Origin of the sequence: Vibrio sp. 10N (genome assembly GCF_036245475.1) — a bacterium.
In the GTDB taxonomy this organism is placed as follows: domain Bacteria; phylum Pseudomonadota; class Gammaproteobacteria; order Enterobacterales; family Vibrionaceae; genus Vibrio.
Genome location: NZ_BTPM01000001.1, coordinates 3472439 through 3492490 on the forward strand (window position 1 = coordinate 3472439; position 20052 = coordinate 3492490).

Below are 20052 nucleotides of genomic sequence, written 5' to 3' on the forward strand. Positions count from 1 at the left end.
TCAAAGGTCTAGCTCGAAAGCTAGACCTTTGTCAGCAGTCTGAAATGGCTCCCTTGGGAGCCATTTTTGTTTATTCAGTATCTTGCACTTTATGACATCGCCGTGATGCACACTCTTGCACGGTTCCAGACGCTCGCTTTTTTTCCACCAGCAACTCAAATCCGCAGAATTGACAGTGACCCTCTACAGGCGGGTGATTGACCGCAAACTTACACTTTGGATACTGGTCGCATGCATAGAAGGTTTTGCCGAACCGAGACTTTCTCTCTTTGAGTGTCCCTTTAGCACACTCAGGACAAGAAACCGATGCTTGTTCGGTCTGCTCAGGCTCTTCTTGCTTATTGGGTGATTGAATGAAGTGACATTCAGGGTAGTTGCTGCACCCAATGAACATACCAAAGCGTCCTTGGCGCAACAGCAACTCAGAACCGCAATCCGGACAGGGTACGCCTAACTCTTTGACGACATGACCATCGTTTTGATGCAATGGTTTAATATAGTCACAGCTCGGATATTGGTCACACCCTAGAAAAGGACCATGTTTACCATTTTTGAGAAGCAGCTTACCGGACTGGCATTGGGGACAAGGCTCATGATCTAAGGCGTGTTCATGAGCCGAGAAAAGTTGATTGTCGATTTTACCACTCATGGTGTTCTCTTAACGCAAGCAGCCCATTAAGTTGGGCTGGGAGGATTAATGCACCACACCTCTTTCAGCGGTGTAGATAAGCTCTTCCATGAGAGTGTACGCGTTTTCGTTGCCAGGAACATTGAACAAGACCATTAAAATGATCCATTTCAGGTCATCGAGTTCAAAGTCGTTAGTTTCCAGCCCCATAACTCGGTCAATGACCATCTCGCGAGTTTCGGTGGTCAAGACGCCAATCTGCTCCAAGAACATCAGTAGGCCACGGCTTTTAACATCCATACGCGTCATTTCTTGCTGGGTATAGATTCGCGTAGAGGTCGCGGCACTCATCGCAATCGCAGAATGCTCATCGGTGTTTTGCAGCTCAGCAAGATCCTCAAGCCACTCTAGCGCCTTGTAGATATCTTTTTGCTTAAAACCAGCTCTTAGTAGCTCATCCTCAAGTTCGTCTTGGTCTACCTGCAGATCTGCATCGCTATGCACGTAGGTTTCGAACAGGTACATCAGTATGTCCATCATCATAGCTAGCCTCTCCCCTTAAGAATATAACCACCGTTAACCGCAACAACATGACCCAGTAATTCGAGCTCTAAAAGCTGTTGCATGACCTCTTGAACAGGAATATGGGTCTTTTGAGACAAAATATCAACCGGCGTTGCCTCTATTCCTACGTTAGCCAACAGATCTGCATATGGCAATTCTTCTTTATCAATAACTTGGTCAAACAATGTCGGTTGTACTTTTTTAGACCAGTTTGACAGAGATTCTATTTCACACAATACATCTTCAACACTTTGTACGAGGCAAGCACCAGTTCGTATTAATGAATGACACCCCTGATGATAGGCATGGCGAATAGACCCAGGCACAGCAAACACCTCACGCCCCTGCTCTGCCGCATACCTTGCTGTAATTAACGAGCCACTCTTCTCCGCGGCTTCCACCACCACAACGCCCAGCGACAGACCACTGACAATTCGGTTTCGTCTTGGAAAGTGCTCCGCTCTCGGTTTTATCCAAGGTAGATGTTCACTGACCAGTGCACCTTGCTGAGCGATGCGCTGCGCAAGCGACTTGTGCCGAGCAGGATAAATGGAATCCAGCCCAGATCCCAACACGGCGATAGTCTTGCCATTTGCCTCTAGCGCTCCTTGGTGGGCATGACCGTCGATACCCAGCGCCAATCCACTTGTTACGCAGTAGCCAAAGTTAACGAACTCCGCAGCAAAGCTACGCGCTGTTTCTAAACCACCAGCACTGGCGTTTCGGCTGCCAACCATGGCAATTTGCGGCTCTGACAATAGCGCCGCGTCACCTTGTACAAAAAGTACTGGCGGACAACCTTTGGACTCTCGCAGTAACGTTGGATACTCATGGTCTTGTTGAAGAAGGATATGATTATTCGCATTCTCTCGCCAAGCCAAGGCTCGCTCTGCGATCTCAATAGATTGCTTGCGAATAAAACTAACCTGATTAGGCTTCAGTCCAATGGCCGATAATGTCTGCTCATCCGACTCGACAATATTGCGCGGATCATCCACAGCGAGCAGCTTATAGAAGGTAACTGGGCCAATGCCGGGGCACAAAGAAAGGCGCAGCCATGCCGATGCTTTACTCTCATCCATGAAGTCATCCATCAGCTGTTGGGGCGCAGGGAAGGCGAAATGACAAGCATGTGCTGAGTAATCGGCTCGCTCGCCTCGATGATCACAGCAATACTAAAAAAAGGATAGCTGCGGATCACCACCAGTTGCCCGACTTCAACCGTCGGCATCCTCAGCGACGTCTCTTCTTCACTCAACTCCACCAGGCCTCGTTCTCCCTTAGAAAATTGAACGCCATGCGTTGGTCTCACTAACGAGTAGCTACTGCCTTGCTCGACCTGAGACACGTAACCACGATTGAGCACCACCGCCTGTCCTCTCACTGCATAGTTCACCGCATCCATCATTCCCGCAATACTTAGATCGTCAATAGCCGGGCCGGCATGAGGCTGAAAGTGGTTAATCTGTTCTGGGGTTTGTATCGCCGAGAGAGGGATTGCAACGTCGCCTTGCTTAATTTCATGAATGAACCTTTCAATCTTAAGGGTGGTAACGTCACTCACTTGAGACTGGCTGCGCGCAATCGCCACCATTCTTACTTGCTGCATACTGTATTCTGACTGCGGTGCAGCAAAGCGCTGGCTAGCACGATAGATAGCCCACTCGGTTTCGCCACCTTGATAGTCAATGTAGACATCATCTTCAGCGGTCACGTAGTTAAGACCATCACTTGAGCCAATCACTTTAGGAAGGCTCGCCAAATCGCTCTCTAGCACTAACCCTTCCCTTTGAGTGTAACGAGCTTGGGTCAGGGCGTTAATGGCGGCGATGGGCGTTTTCGTGGTGACTTGAATCGTCGGCGACAGCTTCTTGGTCGCCTTACGCACCAACCTTGGCTGACCATCAACCCATGTCAGCATCAGTTTGTCACCGGGATAAATAAGGTCGGGGTCACCAATGTGCCGGTTCTGACTCCAAAGCTCAGGCCAGCGCCATGGCGAGTGTAAATAGAGACTCGAAATTCCCCACAGCGTATCGCCCTGCTTTACCTGATAAACAGCAGGGACCGTCTCTTTAATCGTAAGCGGGTTATCAGCAAAAGAGAAAAAGCTCAGGGCGAGTGTGAGAACAACAATGTAAACCCTCAATACCAGCACATTTCCCTGCTTCATACACCGCAATCCTTCGCTTTGTTTCAAGGGATGCTGTCATTTAGGTTAGAAAATGTCTAGAATTGAACCAACGAAGTCCAAGCCTATTCGGCACAGTTCAACATTTTGAGTGTATATGTCTGTATTACAAGTATTAACTTTCCCGGATGATCGCCTAAGAACGGTAGCAAAGCCCGTTGAAGCGGTAACGCCGGAAATCCAAACAATCGTCGACGACATGATTGAAACCATGTATGACGAAGAAGGTATCGGTCTGGCAGCAACCCAAGTTGACGTTCATCAGCGAATTGTTGTGATTGATATTTCAGATACTCGCGACGAGCCAATGGTACTGATCAACCCAGAAATCACTGAAAAACGTGGCGAAGACGGTATCGAAGAAGGCTGTCTATCAGTACCAGGCGCTCGCGCACTGGTGCCTCGTGCTGCAGAAGTCACTGTGAAAGCACTAAACCGCGACGGTGAAGAGTTCACTTTCGATGCGGATGATCTATTGGCTATCTGTGTTCAACATGAGCTTGACCACCTAGAGGGTAAACTGTTTGTTGATTACCTTTCCCCTCTAAAGCGCAAGCGCATTAAAGACAAGCTTGAGAAAATTAAGCGCTTTAACGCTAAGCAGTAGTCATCGAATAAGAATTTAAGTTAAGAGAGGTCAGTGTGAGCCAATCATTACGTATTGTGTTTGCCGGTACTCCAGACTTCGCCGCCCGTCACTTGGCGGCGTTATTGTCTTCGGAGCATGAGGTTATCGCGGTTTATACCCAACCGGATCGCCCTGCAGGCCGTGGTAAAAAGCTTACCGCAAGCCCAGTTAAAAACATCGCGCTTGAGCACGATATTCCCGTTTATCAGCCAGTCAACTTCAAGTCAGACGAAGCCAAACAAGAGCTGAAAGATCTCAACGCCGATATCATGGTGGTTGTCGCGTACGGTCTACTATTACCTCAAGCAGTACTCGATACGCCAAAACTCGGTTGTATTAACGTGCACGGCTCTATCTTGCCTCGCTGGCGCGGCGCAGCACCAATTCAGCGCTCTATCTGGGCAGGCGATGCTGAGACCGGCGTGACTATTATGCAGATGGATATCGGCCTTGATACTGGTGACATGCTAAAAATCGCCACATTGCCAATTGAAGCTACCGATACCAGCACCACCATGTATGACAAGCTTGCTGAACTTGGTCCAGAGGCTCTCGTTGATTGTCTTGGTGATATCGCAGCGGGCAAGGCCAACCCTGTCAAACAGGACGATGAGCAAGCCAATTACGCCAGCAAGCTGAGTAAAGACGAAGCTAAGATCGATTGGTCTCAAGACGCCGCGTTTATCGAGCGCTGCGTACGAGCCTTTAACCCATGGCCAATGAGTTTCTTCTCTGTTGAAGAGAACAACATCAAGGTTTGGCAATCTCGCGTTGAAGCAAGTGCGACAGACGCGGCAGCGGGGACTATCCTTAAGGCTGATAAAACAGGAATTTACGTTGCAACTGGTCAAGATACTTTGGTTCTGGAGCAAATCCAGATCCCAGGTAAGAAAGCGATGCCAGTGAGCGATGTTCTCAATTCCAAAGCCAGCTGGTTTGAAGTCGGCAGTATCCTAGGTTAGCGATACCCACCGCATACGATATTTAGGGCCAGTGCTGACCAGTACGGGCCCTAGTTTGTTTTCATAGCAACACAATTTTAGGTAACTAACATGAACGTTCGCGCTGTCGCGGCTAATATCCTTTTCCAAGTGGTTGATAAAGGCCAATCGCTCTCGAGTGCACTTCCATTAGGTCAGCAGCAGGTGAAACCTCGCGACCAAGCACTGCTTCAAGAAATCTGTTTTGGTGCGCTTCGAATTTTGCCTCGTCTCGAGTCTATCGCTTCCGAATTAATGGATAAGCCACTCAAAGGCAAACAGCGCGTATTTCATCATTTGATTTTAGTGGGTCTCTACCAAATCGGTCATATGCGTATTCCTGCCCACGCAGCAGTCGGCGAGACCGTTGAAGCCACTAAAGCACTGAAAGGCCCAAAGCTGCGTGGTTTGATCAATGCGGTATTGCGCAATTATCAGCGTAATCAAGAGCAGCTCGATCAAAAATCGGTCAGCCATAATGCAGGCAAGTATGGTCACCCAAGCTGGCTACTAAAACTGTTGCAGCAAAGCTACCCAGAACAGTGGGAGAGCATTGTTGAAGCCAACAACATGAAAGCACCGATGTGGCTGCGTGTGAACCACCAGCACTTGCCGCGTGATGACTATCAAGCGCTTCTCAAAAATGAAGGCATAGATTCCACTCCACACCCAGAGGCGCAAGATGCCCTAAAATTGGCCGCGCCGTGCGATGTGACCAAACTGCCAGGCTTTGAAAAAGGTTGGGTATCGGTACAAGACGCCGCAGCACAACTATCGATTAACTATCTTGAGCCGCAAGATGGCGAACTGATCTTAGATTGTTGCGCCGCACCGGGTGGTAAAACAGCGCATATTCTAGAGCGAACCAAAGACAGCCAAGTCGTCGCGATTGACTGTGATGAGACGCGTCTCAAGCGCGTTCACGACAACCTAAAGCGCCTTAATCTACAGGCGAAAGTGGTGTGTGGTGATGCAAGAACGCCGCAGGAATGGTGGCAAGGCGAGCAATTCGACCGCATCATATTGGATGCACCATGTTCGGCAACCGGCGTTATTCGCCGCCACCCTGACATCAAGTGGTTGCGCCGCGCGGAGGACATTGACGCGCTAGCCGAGTTACAACGCGAGATCTTTGATGCCATGTGGCAGCAACTGAAAGTGGGGGGGACTTTGGTTTATGCGACGTGCTCTATCACGCCGCAGGAAAACAAAGACCAAGTCATTGCATTCTTGGCGCGCACCGCGAATGCTGAGCTTATCGGCTCAGATAAAGAGAACCCAGGTCGTCAGATTCTTCCGGGTGAACACGATATGGATGGCTTCTATTACGCAGTGCTACAGAAGACGCAGTAATCGACCATTAAAAGGGAACTTAAAAATCAATAGCATGCTAACTTATTGATGGCTATGCTATTGACGTAATGAGTTTATAAAAAAACAGAAGAGCGAAATGTTATGAAAATCATCATTCTTGGAGCTGGTCAAGTTGGTGGCACCCTAGCGGAGAACCTCGTAGGGGAAAACAACGATATTACTATCGTCGACCGCGACAGCGACCGTTTAAGAGAGCTGCAAGATAAGTATGATTTGCGTGTCGTCAATGGCTACGCTTGTCACCCTGACGTGCTAAGAGAAGCCGGCGCACAAGATGCCGACATGTTGGTCGCCGTAACCAATATGGACGAAACCAACATGGCAGCCTGTCAGGTCGCATTTTCGCTGTTCAACACCCCAAACCGTGTGGCGCGTATTCGCTCTCGTGAATACCTGATCGAGAAAGAGAGTTTGTTTAACTCTGGTGCGATTCCGGTTGACCACCTGATTGCCCCAGAAGAGCTCGTCACCAGCTACATCGAAAGACTGATCCAATACCCAGGCGCGCTGCAAGTTGTCAGCTTTGCCGATGAACGCGTCAGTCTTGTCGCGGTAAAAGCCTACTACGGCGGTCCGCTAGTGGGGAATGCACTGTCCACTCTACGTGAGCATATGCCGCACATCGACACCCGTGTCGCGGCGATTTTCCGTCAAGGCCGTCCAATTCGCCCACAAGGCACCACCATTATTGAAGCCGATGATGAAGTGTTCTTCGTCGCGGCAAGCAACCATATTCGCTCGGTAATGAGTGAGCTACAGCGCCTAGAGAAGCCGTACCGCCGCATCATGATTGTGGGTGGTGGTAACATCGGTGCCAGTCTTGCTAAACGCCTAGAGCAAACCTACAGCGTTAAACTGATTGAGCGCAGCTATCAGCGTGCAGAGAAGCTGTCTGAAGAGCTAGAAAACACCATCGTTTTCTGTGGTGATGCCGCAGACCAAGAGCTGCTTGCAGAAGAAAACATCGATCAAGTCGATGTGTTTATTGCACTCACCAACGAAGATGAAACCAACATCATGTCGGCGATGCTGGCGAAGAAAATGGGTGCCAAAAAGGTGATGGTACTTATCCAGCGCGGCGCTTATGTTGATCTCGTCCAAGGTGGCACCATTGATGTGGCGATTTCACCTCAACAGGCGACGATTTCTGCTCTGCTTACTCACGTTCGCCGTGCGGATATCGTCAACGTATCCTCACTACGCCGCGGTGCCGCAGAAGCCATCGAAGCGGTCGCCCATGGTGATGAAACCACCTCTAAAGTGGTTGGCAAGGCCATCGGTGATATCAAACTGCCACCGGGCACCACCATCGGCGCAATTGTGCGTGGTGAAGAAGTACTCATTGCCCACGACCGTACCATTATCGAGCAGGATGACCACGTAGTGATGTTCTTGGTTGATAAGAAATACGTGCCGGATGTTGAGGCACTGTTCCAGCCGAGCGCGTTCTTCTTGTAAGGCAATTTTATGGTTAACGCCCGCCCGGTCTCGTTCGTTATAGGGTTAGTGCTGTCTAAGCTGGCCCTATTCATGTACGTGCCCACTCTCGTCGCTTTCTTTACTGGTACCGATGGCTTTCTCGACTTTGGTCTTGCGGTCGTCATTACGCACATCGCGGCATTCCTTTGTCTCACCATAGGTCGAACCAAACATTTTAAGCTTGGTGTTCGAGATATGTTCTTGATCACCAGTCTTGTATGGACCATTGCTAGCGCTTTTGCAGCGCTGCCCTTCGTGTTCATCAACCACATCAGTTTTACCGACGCCTACTTTGAAACCATGTCAGGTATCACCACCACAGGCTCGACTGTACTCAGTGGCCTCGACAACATGGCGCCGAGTATCTTGCTATGGCGCTCAATATTACAGTGGCTGGGCGGTATCGGCTTTATTGTAATGGCGGTAGCCGTCTTACCGATGCTCAACGTCGGGGGGATGCGACTGTTCCAGACCGAATCTTCCGACTGGTCTGATAAAAGTAGTCCACGCGCGAAAACCGTCGCCAAAAACATTGTGGTGGTGTACTTAGTACTGACAGGCTTGTGCTTACTCGGCTATCTTGCAACAGGCATGAACCTATTCGATGCCATTAACCACTCATTTACCACGTTATCCACTGGTGGCTACTCCACCTCTGACGGCTCAATGAACCACTTCTCTGAAGGGTCACACTGGGTTGGCACTGTGTTTATGTTCTTGGGCGGCTTACCCTTCTTGCTGTTTGTGGCCGCACTGTCGAAACGCGACCCGAGAGTGTTGTTTAATGACGCTCAAGTACGCGGCTTTGGTTATCTTTTCTTGATAGCCAGTACGGTTGTGGCTCTTTGGCTGTTTATCGAGGACGGCTATGCCTTAGATGATGCCTTCCGCGTCTCTATGTTCAACATCGTCTCGGTGGTGACCACCACTGGGTTTGGTTTGGAAGACTTCACCGCCTGGGGACCACTGCCTTCAGTCGTGTTTGCCTTCATGATGATGGTAGGGGCGTGTTCAGGTTCAACCTCTGGCGGCATTAAGATATTTCGCTTTCAGATTGCGGTGACGCTGCTGCACAAACAAATGATGAAGCTTATTCACCCATCTGGCGTGTTCGTGCAGCGTTACAACCAGCGCCCAGTAAACGATGATATCGTGCGCTCCGTCGTGGCATTTGGCTTGATGTTCTTTGTGACGATTATCGTTCTTGCTGCAGCACTCAGCGCGATGGGTTTAGACCCTACCACCAGTATTTCTGGCGCGATTACCGCCGTTGCGAATGTGGGACCGGGTATGGGCTCAGTCATTGGCCCAACAGGAAACTTTGCTCCGCTGCCCGATGCGGCAAAATGGTTACTGAGTTTAGGTATGCTAATGGGGCGCTTGGAAATCCTCACACTGATCGTACTGTTCTTCCCTGCATTCTGGCGCCGCTAGTCGCGGCGTTATCTAGACTACACTGGCGTCACATACCAATACACAGCAAAGAAGTGACACGCCGCTCCCCCTAACACAAACAGATGCCAAATGGCGTGATTATAAGGAATGCGTTTGTTGGCGTAGAACACCACACCCAGCGTGTAAATTGCCCCACCAGCAGCAAGCAAGATAAGCCCTGAAGGTTCAAGATGTTTGGCGAGCTGATAAATCACAATGAGCGATAACCACCCCATCACCAGATAGGTAATCAGTGACGCACGTTTAAAGCGATAGACAAAAAACAGCTTCATGATAATGCCAATCACCGCAAGCGCCCAAATCACCATCATTAATCCAACTGCAAGTGGCGTGCGTAAACTCACCAACATAAATGGGGTATAGCTACCCGCTATAAGTAAGAAAATAGCACAGTGATCAAAGGTCTTTAGCCAACGTTTACTGCTCGGGTGCGGAATGGAATGATACAGGGTTGAGGCGAGGAACAAGGTGATCATGCTGCCGCCATACAGACTCATGCTGGTCATGGTCATCACATCGGCACCTGCGGCCAGTGAGCGCTGCAACAGCAATACCAACCCTAGGATCGACAGCAAGATACCAATTCCATGAGTAACACTGTTGGCCCACTCTTCACGTGCGCTGTAGTGGGAAGTGATCGTCGACATGCCCGCATACTCTCATTTTGGTCACAAAATCAGAGCATGCCACATTCAGCGAACATGTGTTAGCTCAAAGTTAGGTAGTTTGCTCTAGGTAGTCTAGAACCTGTTTGCCCGCTTCCTCACCAGAAAGAGAACTTGGTAAAGTGAGCTCGCGTTTGAGCTGGCCAAGGCCAATCAAACTAGACAGCATACCTTTGACCCCTTCTTTATTGCGGTCGATCTCAAACCACAACTTAAGTTCATCTTCACTGCGATACGCGATGATCTCTAACTCTCGCCAGCGGCCGTGGTATGGGCCTGTGGTTGGCACAAACTCAAATTCTTGAACAAACGGCATGGCAAAGCCTTTCGCTGCTTCGCATTCCACTTGGCGTATGCGCAATCCTTGGTCTTCAAGTGCGACAAAGATGCCATCAATGAGAGGATCAGGGCGAACGGTCAGCATATCTTTGTCTTTCGGATCCGCTGCCATGGCAATATCGAGGCCAGTCTCCAGCCACACACGTGAATCGCCAATTGTCACCGGAGTATTCCATGGCACATTCAGTTCAACGTCGAAGTCACGGGTTTCTCCAGGCTCTATGGTAAACGCATACGGCAAGGTCCAAGACTGCAGCTCATAGGTTTTGGAGACTTTCTTTTTTGGCGCTCCAGGATGATTACTATTGTCGTTTTGGTTTTGCGCTACCTCGTCGATGTAACGGCAACATAGCTTAAGCTTGATGTTGTCGACCGTTTGCGCGGTTTTACCACCATAAACATGAATAGTTACTTTTGCTGTCTCGCCCGGATGCAGAAACTCTTGATGCAGAACAGAGTCAACTTTGGCTGCCCCTATCCCAAAACTTGCTAAGGTTTTTTTGAAAAAAGACATTCTTACTTCCTTTAATAACCAAAGACACTTGCTAGTGTTGTATCGTAAATCGCCAGAGAAAACAAACGATACACGCACAGAGTCGGTGAAGAAAAAATAACCACTTTTTTTATGGGACCTATCGAATATCAGAAAGCTTACTGCTATTCTATGCGTGGTGTGCATGCACACCGTTATTCCTGATTACTTATTTGGAGTGGCATCAGTCAAAAAAGAGCGACATTGGGAGTCTATTCCGTGTTTCTCATAGGTGATCAGGCCATGTAGTTGGCAACGGAATTGCCTGACTTGTTAGGTTACAACAATATGCGCCCAACACCCGTCAGGTTCTCGTACTCGGCTAACCGTAGTGCGTTAATGCGTCGTCGCAGTGGTTTTGTCGCTGCACCTGTCGCGAAAAAAGTCGCTCCTTCAATGACCCTAGTTGAGCAAGGTGTCCGAATGACATCAACGCCAGCAAGCGTTGTTAAGGCAGCTTAATAAAAAGCGCAGTCTGTCTGCGCTTTTTTTTGTCTTCCATTTCGCCATATATTGGTATTCTCAATGAACTTTGATACTTTTAATCAAAAATACCTATAAATTTTGTGGAGAAAGTTATGAAGTGTCACCGCGTCAACGAACTGATAGAGCTCATTCACCCTGAATGGCAAAAAGATTCTGATCTCAATCTGCTTGAGTTCCTGGTTAAACTTGCTCAAGAGGCAGGCTACGAAGGCAAACTCGAAGATCTCACCGATGACGTGCTTATCTACCATCTCAAGATGCGCAACAGCCAAAAAGACGAGATGATCCCGGGCCTTGCCAAAGACCAAGAGGATGATTTCAAGACCGCTATTCTTAAAGCTCGTGGCATCATCAAGTAACGATTAGTTATAAAAACGACCCTTTATAGGGTCGTTTTTTCTATGACGGCTCGCTCATTTTGTTGTTAAAGGTTGATAGCGTTAAAGAAATGAAATTGTTATCAGGGTTATAATCCTTGGGTTTTCATACTGCGTACTGAATAGCAATGCCAAATAAAATGGTATGGCCGCGTACACAGTTACTGCAATGTCGGAAAAGATAGAGTGCGTACGAAACGCACCGTCAGCCCAAGAAGGACACTCAACAATGAGTCAGGACAAAATCGACGTAAAGGATGTAACGCCTAAAACGTTCAACCCCAAAACCCACAAAGGCAACGGCGACAGATTCAACCCAAGCAACCGGATCTATGTTCGAGAGAGCAAAGGGACCTTTCAAAAACTAAGACGCTATGGCGGCTGGTTCCTACTGGTATTGTTTGCCCTAGTGCCATGGATACCTTATGGCGAGAGACAAGCGGTGCTGCTCGATATTGGTAATCAGCAGTTTAACTTTTTTGGTACCACCCTTTATCCGCAAGATCTCACCCTGCTCGCCTTACTATTCATGGTTGCAGCCTTTGGCCTATTCTTTATCACCACCTTTCTAGGTCGCGTATGGTGTGGCTACTTGTGCCCGCAAACCGTCTGGACCTTTATGTACATCTGGTTCGAGGAAAAACTCGAAGGCAGCGCCAACAAGCGTCGTAAACAAGACAGCGGCAAACTCACTGGAAATCTTATCGCGCGTAAAGGCCTCAAGCATGCCGCGTGGATCGCGATTGCCCTGGCCACCGGTTTTACCTTTACCGGTTACTTTGTGCCCATTGGCCCTCTTGTTAGCGATTTCTTTACCTTTAATGCTAGCTTTTGGCCGGTATTTTGGGTCGTGTTCTTCGCGGCTTGTACCTACGCCAACGCTGGGTGGATGCGCTCGATTATGTGTATTCACATGTGCCCGTATGCGCGCTTCCAATCAGCGATGTTCGACAAAGACACCTTCATCGTCGGTTACGATGCCAAACGCGGTGAAAAGCGTGGCCCTCGCTCTCGCAAAGCGGATCCGAAGCAGCTTGGATTGGGTGACTGTATTGATTGTGATCTGTGTGTTCAGGTCTGTCCGACTGGCATCGATATCCGTGATGGGCTTCAATACGAGTGCATTAACTGCGGTGCCTGCATCGATGCTTGTGACAAGACCATGGATCGTATGGGCTATGATAAAGGACTTATTAGCTACACCACTGAGCACCGTTTGTCTGGAAAACACACCAAAGTGATGCGACCAAAACTGTTGGGTTATGGTGCCGTTCTGTTGGTGATGATTGGCTTGTTCTTCGTTCAAGTTTCAGCGGTGGATCCTGCTGGACTGAGTGTACTGCGCGATCGTAACCAGCTGTTCCGAGTCAATAGTGACGGTCTGGTTGAAAATACCTATACCCTAAAAGTCATTAATAAGACCCAGCAAGAGCAGCAGTACACATTGAGTGTTTCAGGTCTGGAGGGAGCGACTTGGTATGGCAGACAAACCATCAACGTCGAGCCGGGCGAGGTATACATATTGCCGATAAGCCTAGGTGCCGATCCCGATAAGCTCAGTTCACCTGTCTCGACAATTCAGTTTATACTGAGCGACAGTAATGACTTCTCCGTACAAATGGAGAGTCGATTTATCAAGAAGCTTTAGCGCTTAAGCAGCAACTAATTATAGGAAAGGGCTCGGCAACGAGCCCTTTTATCATCACCATGACAGACACTGCGTTCAACTTCGACGCCCTAACCCCGGATTTCATGTGGTACGCCCTGGAAAGTATCGGTGTCAGAGCCGAATCCGGCCTGCTTCCCCTCAACAGCTATGAAAACCGCGTGTATCAGTTCACCGATGAAGAGCGTAAGCGCTACGTGGTTAAGTTCTATCGCCCGCAACGTTGGAGCCAAGCACAAATCCAAGAAGAGCACGACTTTGCTCATGAGCTTTTGGAACATGAGGTCCCTGTCTCTGCTCCGCTTACCATCAACGGACAGAGCATTCATGAATACCAAGGCTATCTATTTACTTTGTTCGCAAGCGAAGGCGGCAGACAGTTTGAGGTGGATAACCTTGAACAAATTGAATGGGTAGGACGCTTCCTAGGTCGTATCCATAAAGTCGGCGCCAGCAAGCCTTTCGAACATCGCCCCACAATCGGGTTGGATGAGTACCTTTACCAGCCACGCAAGCTACTGCAGAACTCAAGCTTTATCCCTGCACATCTGGAAAATGCCTTCTTTAGCGACTTAGATATGCTGATCGGCCAAATTGAAGCTCATTGGCAGCCGACAGAAACCATCAGGCTACATGGCGATTGCCATCCAGGCAATATTTTATGGCGTGATGGGCCAATGTTTGTCGACCTCGACGATGCTCGCAACGGCCCGGCAGTGCAAGATCTGTGGATGCTGCTCAACGGAGATCGTCAAGATAAACTGATGCAACTCGATGTGTTATTAGAGGGGTATCAAGAATTCAGTGAATTGCCTAGTAGTCAGTTGAAACTTATTGAACCATTACGCGGTCTACGTATGGTGCACTACATGGCATGGCTCGCCAAACGCTGGCACGATCCGGCATTTCCACAAGCGTTTCCTTGGTTCAATGACGCCAAATACTGGGAAGGTCAGGTACTTGGTTTTAAAGAGCAAATTGCCGCTCTTAACGAAAAGCCACTTTCATTGCAGCCGCAGTGGTGACAAACTAGTCGAAATCCGTCAATAGGATTGAGTTTTACACATGGAGAAAATAATGAAAAAAATCATCGCACTTTTTGCGACGCTACTCGTCAGCCTAAGCGTCAGTGCCGCGCAGTTCCAAGAAGGGACTCACTATAAAGTGTTGGAGTTAGAAAAGTCATCAAAGCCTGTGGTGACCGAGTTCTTCTCATTCTATTGCCCGCACTGTAACAGCTTTGAGCCAATCATCGCTCAGCTTAAAAAGAAGATCCCTGCTGACGCCAAATTCCAGAAGAACCACGTTTCTTTTATGGGTGGTCCAATGGGTCTTTCGATGAGTAAGGCTTACGCGACAATGATCGCGCTAAAAGTCGAAGATAAAATGACGCCAGTACTGTTTAACCGTATTCACAACTTAAACAAACCGCCGAAAAACGATGAAGAGCTACGCCAAATCTTCCTAGATGAAGGGGTAGACGCTAAGAAATTCGATTCAGCGTTTAACGGTTTTGCCGTTGATTCCATGGTTCGTCGCTTCGATAAGCAATTTAAAGATAGCGGCCTAACGGGTGTTCCTGCGGTAATCGTTAACAACAAGTACCTAGTTGAAGCGGGTGGCATTACCTCTCTTGATGAGTATTTTGAGCTGGTTAACTTCCTACTGAAAAAGTAATCCAACTCTAAAACGAAAAACCGAGCCTGATATCATCACGGCTCGGTTTTTTTATTTGCGATGAATCTGTTTCAACATATCATCTTTTTGCTGCCAGACATCCCCAAGCCATTGCTGGAAACGACGCTTATAGGGCTTATCGTTGAAGTAATCCCCTGACACATTCTCATCGATGGGCAGAGTCTGCACTTTTACCACAATCTTGGTCATGTTACCCATCAACGCCGCTTTAAATGGCTCGACTCTATTCTCAGGGTAAGCCAAAGTGACATCGATAATCCTATCAAACTGCTCGCCCATCGCCGCCAACGTATACGCGATACCGCCTGATTTCGGTTGCAGCAAGTGCTGGAAACCCGACTTACTGCGCTTTTGCTTCTCAGTGGTAAAGCGCGTGCCTTCGACGTAATTCACCACCGTTGTCGGCGTATCCTTAAATTTGGCACAAGAGCGACGCGTAGTTTCTAAGTCTTGGCCACGTTTTTCTGGGTGCTTAATTAAATATTCACGAGAGTAGCGCTTCATAAATGGCATATTGAGCGCCCAGCACGCCATACCCACAAAAGGAACGTACAGCAGTTGCTGCTTGAGGAAGAATTTGGGCATAGGAATGCGATCTTTGAATACGCTGCACAAGACCACAATATCGGTCCAGCTTAAGTGATTGCTGATCATCAAATACCAGCCATCTTTTCTCAGCGCTTCAATGCCTTCAATTTCCCATTCAAGCTTAGGGTTTATCAAACAAAGTATTGCGTGATTCACCGTTGCCCATAGCCACATAAACTTATTCGCAAGTTTGGTACATAAGGCCTGAATGGGCTTAAACGGCAGCGCCAGTTTGATCAGCCCAAAGCCTAAGATAGGGATCGAGCAAAATGCGGTATTGAGGATGACGAGCGACGAACTCATTACAAAAATTAGGTATCCAAGCATATCTAATGTTCTATGAAGTATTTGTAACAGTTTTATGGCGGTTAATTGTACAAGGGGAAATACCCTACGCAACGATTAATTTATTGGTCTGATTTGTGTTGTAACTTGCAAAAAACAATCTTATTCTGAACCAATAACATAACATAAACATATAATTACAACCGTTACCTCAATAATCAGAATGTGATAAGGAACCGTTATGAAAAGGGCATGGAGTGTCTTAGCAGTGTCACTGAGTGTTGTCTCTTATGGTGCTGCAGCTAAATTGGGAGAAAGTAATGGCTTTAGTGGCGAAATCGCACTAAACGCCGCTTACGCTAGCAAAACGTCAAACCTTAGCAATACCGATGATGAATTTCGCACCTATACCGGTGAGGCACAAGAAGACAGTAGCGCATTAGTTCTGCCACTGGGTAACATTCAATACACCTGGGGCTCACGTTCCAACCATCAAGTTTTCTTAGGTACTTCTCGAGCCGACGTTGCCGTAGGTACACTGGCACTTGAAACCGGCTACCGCTATCAATTTCAAGATGGGACCAAGTGGAGCCTAGCGATTTTGCCAACCATTCTTGAAGGTGAAGTATGGCGCGACCCTTACCTTGAAAATCAAGCTCGGAGCACAACAGACGAGAAAGGCACCGCCTATCGTATGCAAATCAATAACATCGCCGGCTCGCTTTTCAGCCTCGACCTTGCTTATGGCAAGCGTGAATTAGACTCGGAGTTATCTGGCTCTGGCGCGAATTTAACGGCGAATGAAATGGCAGCGCTCGACAGAAATGCCGATATCCTCTACGGCAAATTCAAAATGATGCTGCCTGTCCGCAAAGGAGTCATGTTATTCCCTGCGCTTATCTACACCCAGCAAGATGCAAACGGTAGCGCGATGAAGAGCAACACCTATGGTGCTGAAGTTTCTTCCTTTATCTCTGCTGGCAATCACCAATTTGCTTTCACCGTGACGTATCTCAACCGACAATATGATAGTGCAAACCCAGTGTTCGACAATGTCACTCGCGAAGATGATGAATGGAAAGCGTTTTTGGCCTATGAATATCCGGGCATCTTCTACGCAGATAACCTCTCTTTGGTCGCATTTGGTGGTGTGAACAACAGCAGCTCCAATATTGCCTTCTATGATGAGAAAGATTGGATCACTTCTGTGGGTCTAAATTGGGAGTTCTAATAGAACCCGAAGCGAAGCATTAAAACTATCAATATATGGCTTAACAAAACATGTTGTTAAGCCATTTTTTGTCATTAAAGTATCCGCACCAAATATAGGTACTTGGATTGAGTACCTCAATGAGCCTACTGACGGATATTGTATGACCAAATTTAAGCCCCTCGTTACCGCTGCCCTACTTACTGTTATTAGCCAATCAGCAATCGCAGCACTAGCGCCAGAATCCGGCTTTAGTGGTGAACTCTCCCTCAGTAACGCGAGGATCGGCGACAAGTCTAACTTCGTCGCCAGTTCCGATCCCAAAATCAGCAGTGCCGAAGAAGCCTATGATGAATTCTGGATGCCGCTTGGCATGGTCAAATATACCTATGGGGCTAACCTGGATAAAGAGTGGTTTATTGGTACCTCGCGAAACGACATTGCTGTGGGTATGTTTGTTCTCGAAGGCGGGTATCGTCAGCAGCTGCAAGATGGCTCTATTTGGAGTGTTTCCTACCTTCCGACTGTGATTGGTGAACCGATTTGGAAAAACCCTTATGTCGGCGCCGAGCAGCTCGAAGAAACCGAGGCCAAAGGCCAAGCTTATCGCCTGCAGATCGAGAATATTGCCGGCACTTTGCTCACTCTAGATATGGCTTACGGCAGCCGTGAAGTGAACGCAGAAAGCTCCGCTGCCAACTTAAGTAGCCAACTGTCCAACCAGTACGACCGAAACAGCGACCTGTATTACCTCAAGGGCTCTTACAGCGTCGAGGTCAGCCAACACTGGGCGTTATTCCCTTCGCTTATTTACCTCCTTGACGATGCAAAAGGTGAAGCGATGAACAACCAAGGCGCAGGCGGGGAGCTGACCGCGCTGTTTAACTATGACAGCCACAGTATCGCAGCCACAATGAGCTACATGAATCACGAATTCTCAGGTCATAACGCTATCTTTGAGCAATCCGGTCGCATCGACGACAAATACAGTGCGTTCCTCGCTTACGAGTACTTATCACTGTGGAATATCGACTCACTGTCGCTGATTTCGCTTTCTGGCTACAATGCGACCGACTCTTCAATCGCATTCTATGACTCTGCAGACTGGATCACTTCTATCGGTATGAACTTCGCATTCTAGCTACACAGCCTGAGCGCTGAGCTGTTTTAGCAACCTATCCATAGCGCGATAGCCGAGAGCCTCTGCAATATGAGCTCGCTGAATAGCGGGCTCATTGGCAAGATCGGCAATCGTTCGCGCGACCTTAATAATGCGATGATACGCGCGAATCGACAAACCTAACCGATGCAGGGCATTTTCCAAAAATTCGGCATCGGCTTTTTCTAGGCGGCAATAATGCTCTATCTCGCGACTTTGCAACAGAGCATTCACTTTGCCACTTCTCGACAACATCGCCTCTCTTGCCTCCAAAACACGTTGTTTAACAACTTGTGTTGTTTCTCCCCTATCTCCGCCCTCAGCTAAAGTGCCTTTGGGAAGCGAGGGGATCTCTATCGACATATCAAATCTATCCAGTAAGGGTCCGGAGAGTCGACTTAAATAACGTAAAATGAGCTGTGGATTGGTTCTGGATTGATTGCCTTCGTAGTAACCAGTAGGACTGGGGTTCAAGGCACCAACCAGTTGGAATCGAGCCGGGAAGCGCGTCTTTCCTTGAGCTCGAGAAATGATAATTTCACCCGATTCCAATGGTTCACGAAGTGAGTCTAGGACTTTGCGCTCAAATTCTGGCATTTCATCAAGGAACAGCAGACCGTTGTGCGCCAACGAGATCTCCCCCGGCTTAGGAATGGATCCACCGCCAACTAACGCAGCCATCGAGCTTGAGTGGTGGGGAGCGCGAAATGGCCTAGTCCTCCAGTTGTTTTCATTGATTTCTTGTTGGGTCAGTGACGCAACGGAAGCGGTCTCCATAGCCTCATCTTCACTCATCTCTGGCAGTAAGTCGCATAAACGAGAAGCCAGCATGGTTTTACCGGTACCAGGAGGGCCGAGAAAGAGTAAGTTATGATTTCCTGCCGCAGCAATTTCCAACGCGCGCTTACCTTGCTGCTGGCCGATTATATCTTGCAAATCGCGTGTTTTCGTCGGCGCTTGGATACGAGGCTCACTGGTCACCAACGAGAGAGCTTGCTGCCCCATTAAATAACCACACACATCCAACAGTGATGAGGCTGACTTATGATTTTCTTTACCGACGAGCGCCGCTTGATCACCGTTATCTTCCGGGACCAACAAGCATCGCTGCGCTTTATTAGCGGAGAGCGCCGCAGGTAATACCCCTTTCACCGACCTCAGCTCGCCCGATAGCGCCAATTCACCAACAAACTCATGCGCCAAAAGCTTATCGTGCGGCAATTGATCAGAAGCGGCCAATATTCCCAGCGCAATCGGCAAATCAAATCGCCCTCCCTCTTTGGGTAGGTCGGCAGGGGCTAGATTAACGGTGATTCTTTTAGCCGGGAATTCGAACCGCGAATTGATGATCGCACTGCGAACTCTATCTTTAGATTCCTTTACGGTAGTCTCAGGAAGTCCTACCAGTGTAAAGCCTGGCATGCCATTACTGATATGCACTTCTACCGTCACCAATGGTGCTTCGACGCCCACACTGGCACGACTATAAATAATCGATAATCCCATAAATCCCCTTTTTAGCTCTAACTTACCTTTGAAAAATGGTTAAAAGTCAGATTTTTGTATATACCCTATGTTATATAGCGATATTTAATGCTGAGTAAATGTGAAGAAAGTATGATTTTTTGCTTGTCAGCTAACAGAAATTTGTGATACCACTAGTGGCGCAAACATTTTCGTTAGACACAACACAACGATTTATAAACAAGATAATGACTTTTAACGCACACTCTCACACTCTGATTAGC

General features: G+C 48.3%; 19 protein-coding genes and 1 pseudogene. 12 read left to right on the forward strand and 8 right to left on the reverse strand.

Annotation, left to right across the window (positions count from 1 at the left end):
* Positions 1-70: 70 nt before the first annotated feature.
* From AAA946_RS16055 to AAA946_RS16070, 4 genes are read right to left on the reverse strand one after another with little or no spacing between them, the layout of a single operon-like run.
* Positions 71-649, reverse strand: a complete 579-nt coding sequence (locus AAA946_RS16055; RefSeq protein WP_338165697.1) for a DNA topoisomerase family protein — start codon at positions 647-649, stop codon at positions 71-73.
* 45 nt (positions 650-694) lie between these two features.
* Positions 695-1171 (reverse strand): DUF494 family protein, encoded by a 477-nt coding sequence (locus tag AAA946_RS16060; protein WP_042502388.1) that lies wholly within the window; start codon positions 1169-1171, stop codon positions 695-697.
* A 2-nt stretch (positions 1172-1173) separates the two neighbouring features.
* A complete protein-coding gene (dprA, locus tag AAA946_RS16065; RefSeq protein ID WP_338165698.1) occupies positions 1174-2274 on the reverse strand; it encodes a DNA-processing protein DprA in 1101 nt (366 codons plus the stop codon).
* Positions 2275-2285: 11 nt separating this feature from the next.
* Complete coding sequence (locus AAA946_RS16070) at positions 2286-3365, reverse strand: LysM peptidoglycan-binding domain-containing protein (RefSeq protein ID WP_338165699.1); 1080 nt, start codon at positions 3363-3365, stop codon at positions 2286-2288.
* A 115-nt stretch (positions 3366-3480) separates the two neighbouring features.
* On the opposite strand from AAA946_RS16070, the gene def reads away from it, so the two are divergent.
* The 5 genes and pseudogenes from def to AAA946_RS16095 all read left to right on the forward strand — a co-directional run bounded on the left by def (position 3481) and on the right by AAA946_RS16095 (position 9278).
* Positions 3481-3990 (forward strand): peptide deformylase, encoded by a 510-nt coding sequence (gene def, locus AAA946_RS16075; protein ID WP_338165700.1) that lies wholly within the window; start codon positions 3481-3483, stop codon positions 3988-3990.
* Between the two features lie 35 nt (positions 3991-4025).
* Positions 4026-4973: a methionyl-tRNA formyltransferase gene (gene fmt / locus AAA946_RS16080; protein ID WP_338165701.1), complete on the forward strand. Its 948-nt coding sequence runs from the start codon at positions 4026-4028 to the stop codon at positions 4971-4973.
* A gap of 90 nt (positions 4974-5063) precedes the next feature.
* Entirely contained in the window at positions 5064-6344 is a 1281-nt protein-coding gene (rsmB, locus tag AAA946_RS16085) for a 16S rRNA (cytosine(967)-C(5))-methyltransferase RsmB (protein ID WP_338165702.1), read from the forward strand.
* 87 nt (positions 6345-6431) lie between these two features.
* Positions 6432-7823: pseudogene (trkA, locus tag AAA946_RS16090) on the forward strand (Trk system potassium transporter TrkA); the annotation flags it as partial.
* Between the two features lie 9 nt (positions 7824-7832).
* Complete coding sequence (locus AAA946_RS16095; RefSeq protein ID WP_338165703.1) at positions 7833-9278, forward strand: TrkH family potassium uptake protein; 1446 nt, start codon at positions 7833-7835, stop codon at positions 9276-9278.
* Between the two features lie 17 nt (positions 9279-9295).
* Here the strand turns inward: AAA946_RS16095 and trhA are convergent, their stop codons facing one another.
* Positions 9296-9946: a PAQR family membrane homeostasis protein TrhA gene (trhA, locus tag AAA946_RS16100; RefSeq protein ID WP_445206085.1), complete on the reverse strand. Its 651-nt coding sequence runs from the start codon at positions 9944-9946 to the stop codon at positions 9296-9298.
* Positions 9947-10016: 70 nt separating this feature from the next.
* The gene (locus tag AAA946_RS16105; protein WP_338165704.1) at positions 10017-10817 is read right to left on the reverse strand and encodes a sporulation protein; all 801 of its coding nucleotides are present in this window, start codon (positions 10815-10817) and stop codon (positions 10017-10019) included.
* A gap of 306 nt (positions 10818-11123) precedes the next feature.
* Between AAA946_RS16105 and AAA946_RS16110 the strand changes: the two genes are divergently transcribed.
* The 5 genes from AAA946_RS16110 (at position 11124) to AAA946_RS16130 (ending at position 15041) form a co-directional block, all read left to right on the forward strand.
* Entirely contained in the window at positions 11124-11297 is a 174-nt protein-coding gene (locus tag AAA946_RS16110) for a hypothetical protein (RefSeq protein ID WP_338165705.1), read from the forward strand.
* Positions 11298-11413: 116 nt separating this feature from the next.
* Positions 11414-11680: a YihD family protein gene (locus tag AAA946_RS16115; protein WP_338165706.1), complete on the forward strand. Its 267-nt coding sequence runs from the start codon at positions 11414-11416 to the stop codon at positions 11678-11680.
* Positions 11681-11927: 247 nt separating this feature from the next.
* The gene (ccoG, locus tag AAA946_RS16120) at positions 11928-13346 is read left to right on the forward strand and encodes a cytochrome c oxidase accessory protein CcoG (RefSeq protein WP_338165707.1); all 1419 of its coding nucleotides are present in this window, start codon (positions 11928-11930) and stop codon (positions 13344-13346) included.
* Positions 13347-13405: 59 nt separating this feature from the next.
* On the forward strand, positions 13406-14389 hold the full coding sequence (locus tag AAA946_RS16125; RefSeq protein WP_338165708.1) for a serine/threonine protein kinase: 984 nt from the start codon (positions 13406-13408) through the stop codon (positions 14387-14389).
* A 52-nt stretch (positions 14390-14441) separates the two neighbouring features.
* Positions 14442-15041: a thiol:disulfide interchange protein DsbA/DsbL gene (locus AAA946_RS16130; RefSeq protein ID WP_338165709.1), complete on the forward strand. Its 600-nt coding sequence runs from the start codon at positions 14442-14444 to the stop codon at positions 15039-15041.
* 51 nt (positions 15042-15092) lie between these two features.
* On the opposite strand, the gene AAA946_RS16135 is transcribed toward AAA946_RS16130, so the two are convergent.
* Positions 15093-15977, reverse strand: a complete 885-nt coding sequence (locus tag AAA946_RS16135) for an acyltransferase (RefSeq protein ID WP_338165710.1) — start codon at positions 15975-15977, stop codon at positions 15093-15095.
* Between the two features lie 199 nt (positions 15978-16176).
* Here AAA946_RS16135 and AAA946_RS16140 point away from each other — a divergent pair, with 199 nt between their 5' ends.
* The gene (locus AAA946_RS16140) at positions 16177-17166 is read left to right on the forward strand and encodes a DUF2860 family protein (protein ID WP_338165711.1); all 990 of its coding nucleotides are present in this window, start codon (positions 16177-16179) and stop codon (positions 17164-17166) included.
* 142 nt (positions 17167-17308) lie between these two features.
* A complete protein-coding gene (locus tag AAA946_RS16145) occupies positions 17309-18286 on the forward strand; it encodes a DUF2860 family protein (RefSeq protein ID WP_338165712.1) in 978 nt (325 codons plus the stop codon).
* Here the strand turns inward: AAA946_RS16145 and AAA946_RS16150 are convergent, their stop codons facing one another.
* The gene (locus AAA946_RS16150; protein WP_338165713.1) at positions 18287-19810 is read right to left on the reverse strand and encodes a YifB family Mg chelatase-like AAA ATPase; all 1524 of its coding nucleotides are present in this window, start codon (positions 19808-19810) and stop codon (positions 18287-18289) included. It abuts the gene before it with no gap.
* Positions 19811-20052: the final 242 nt, after the last annotated feature.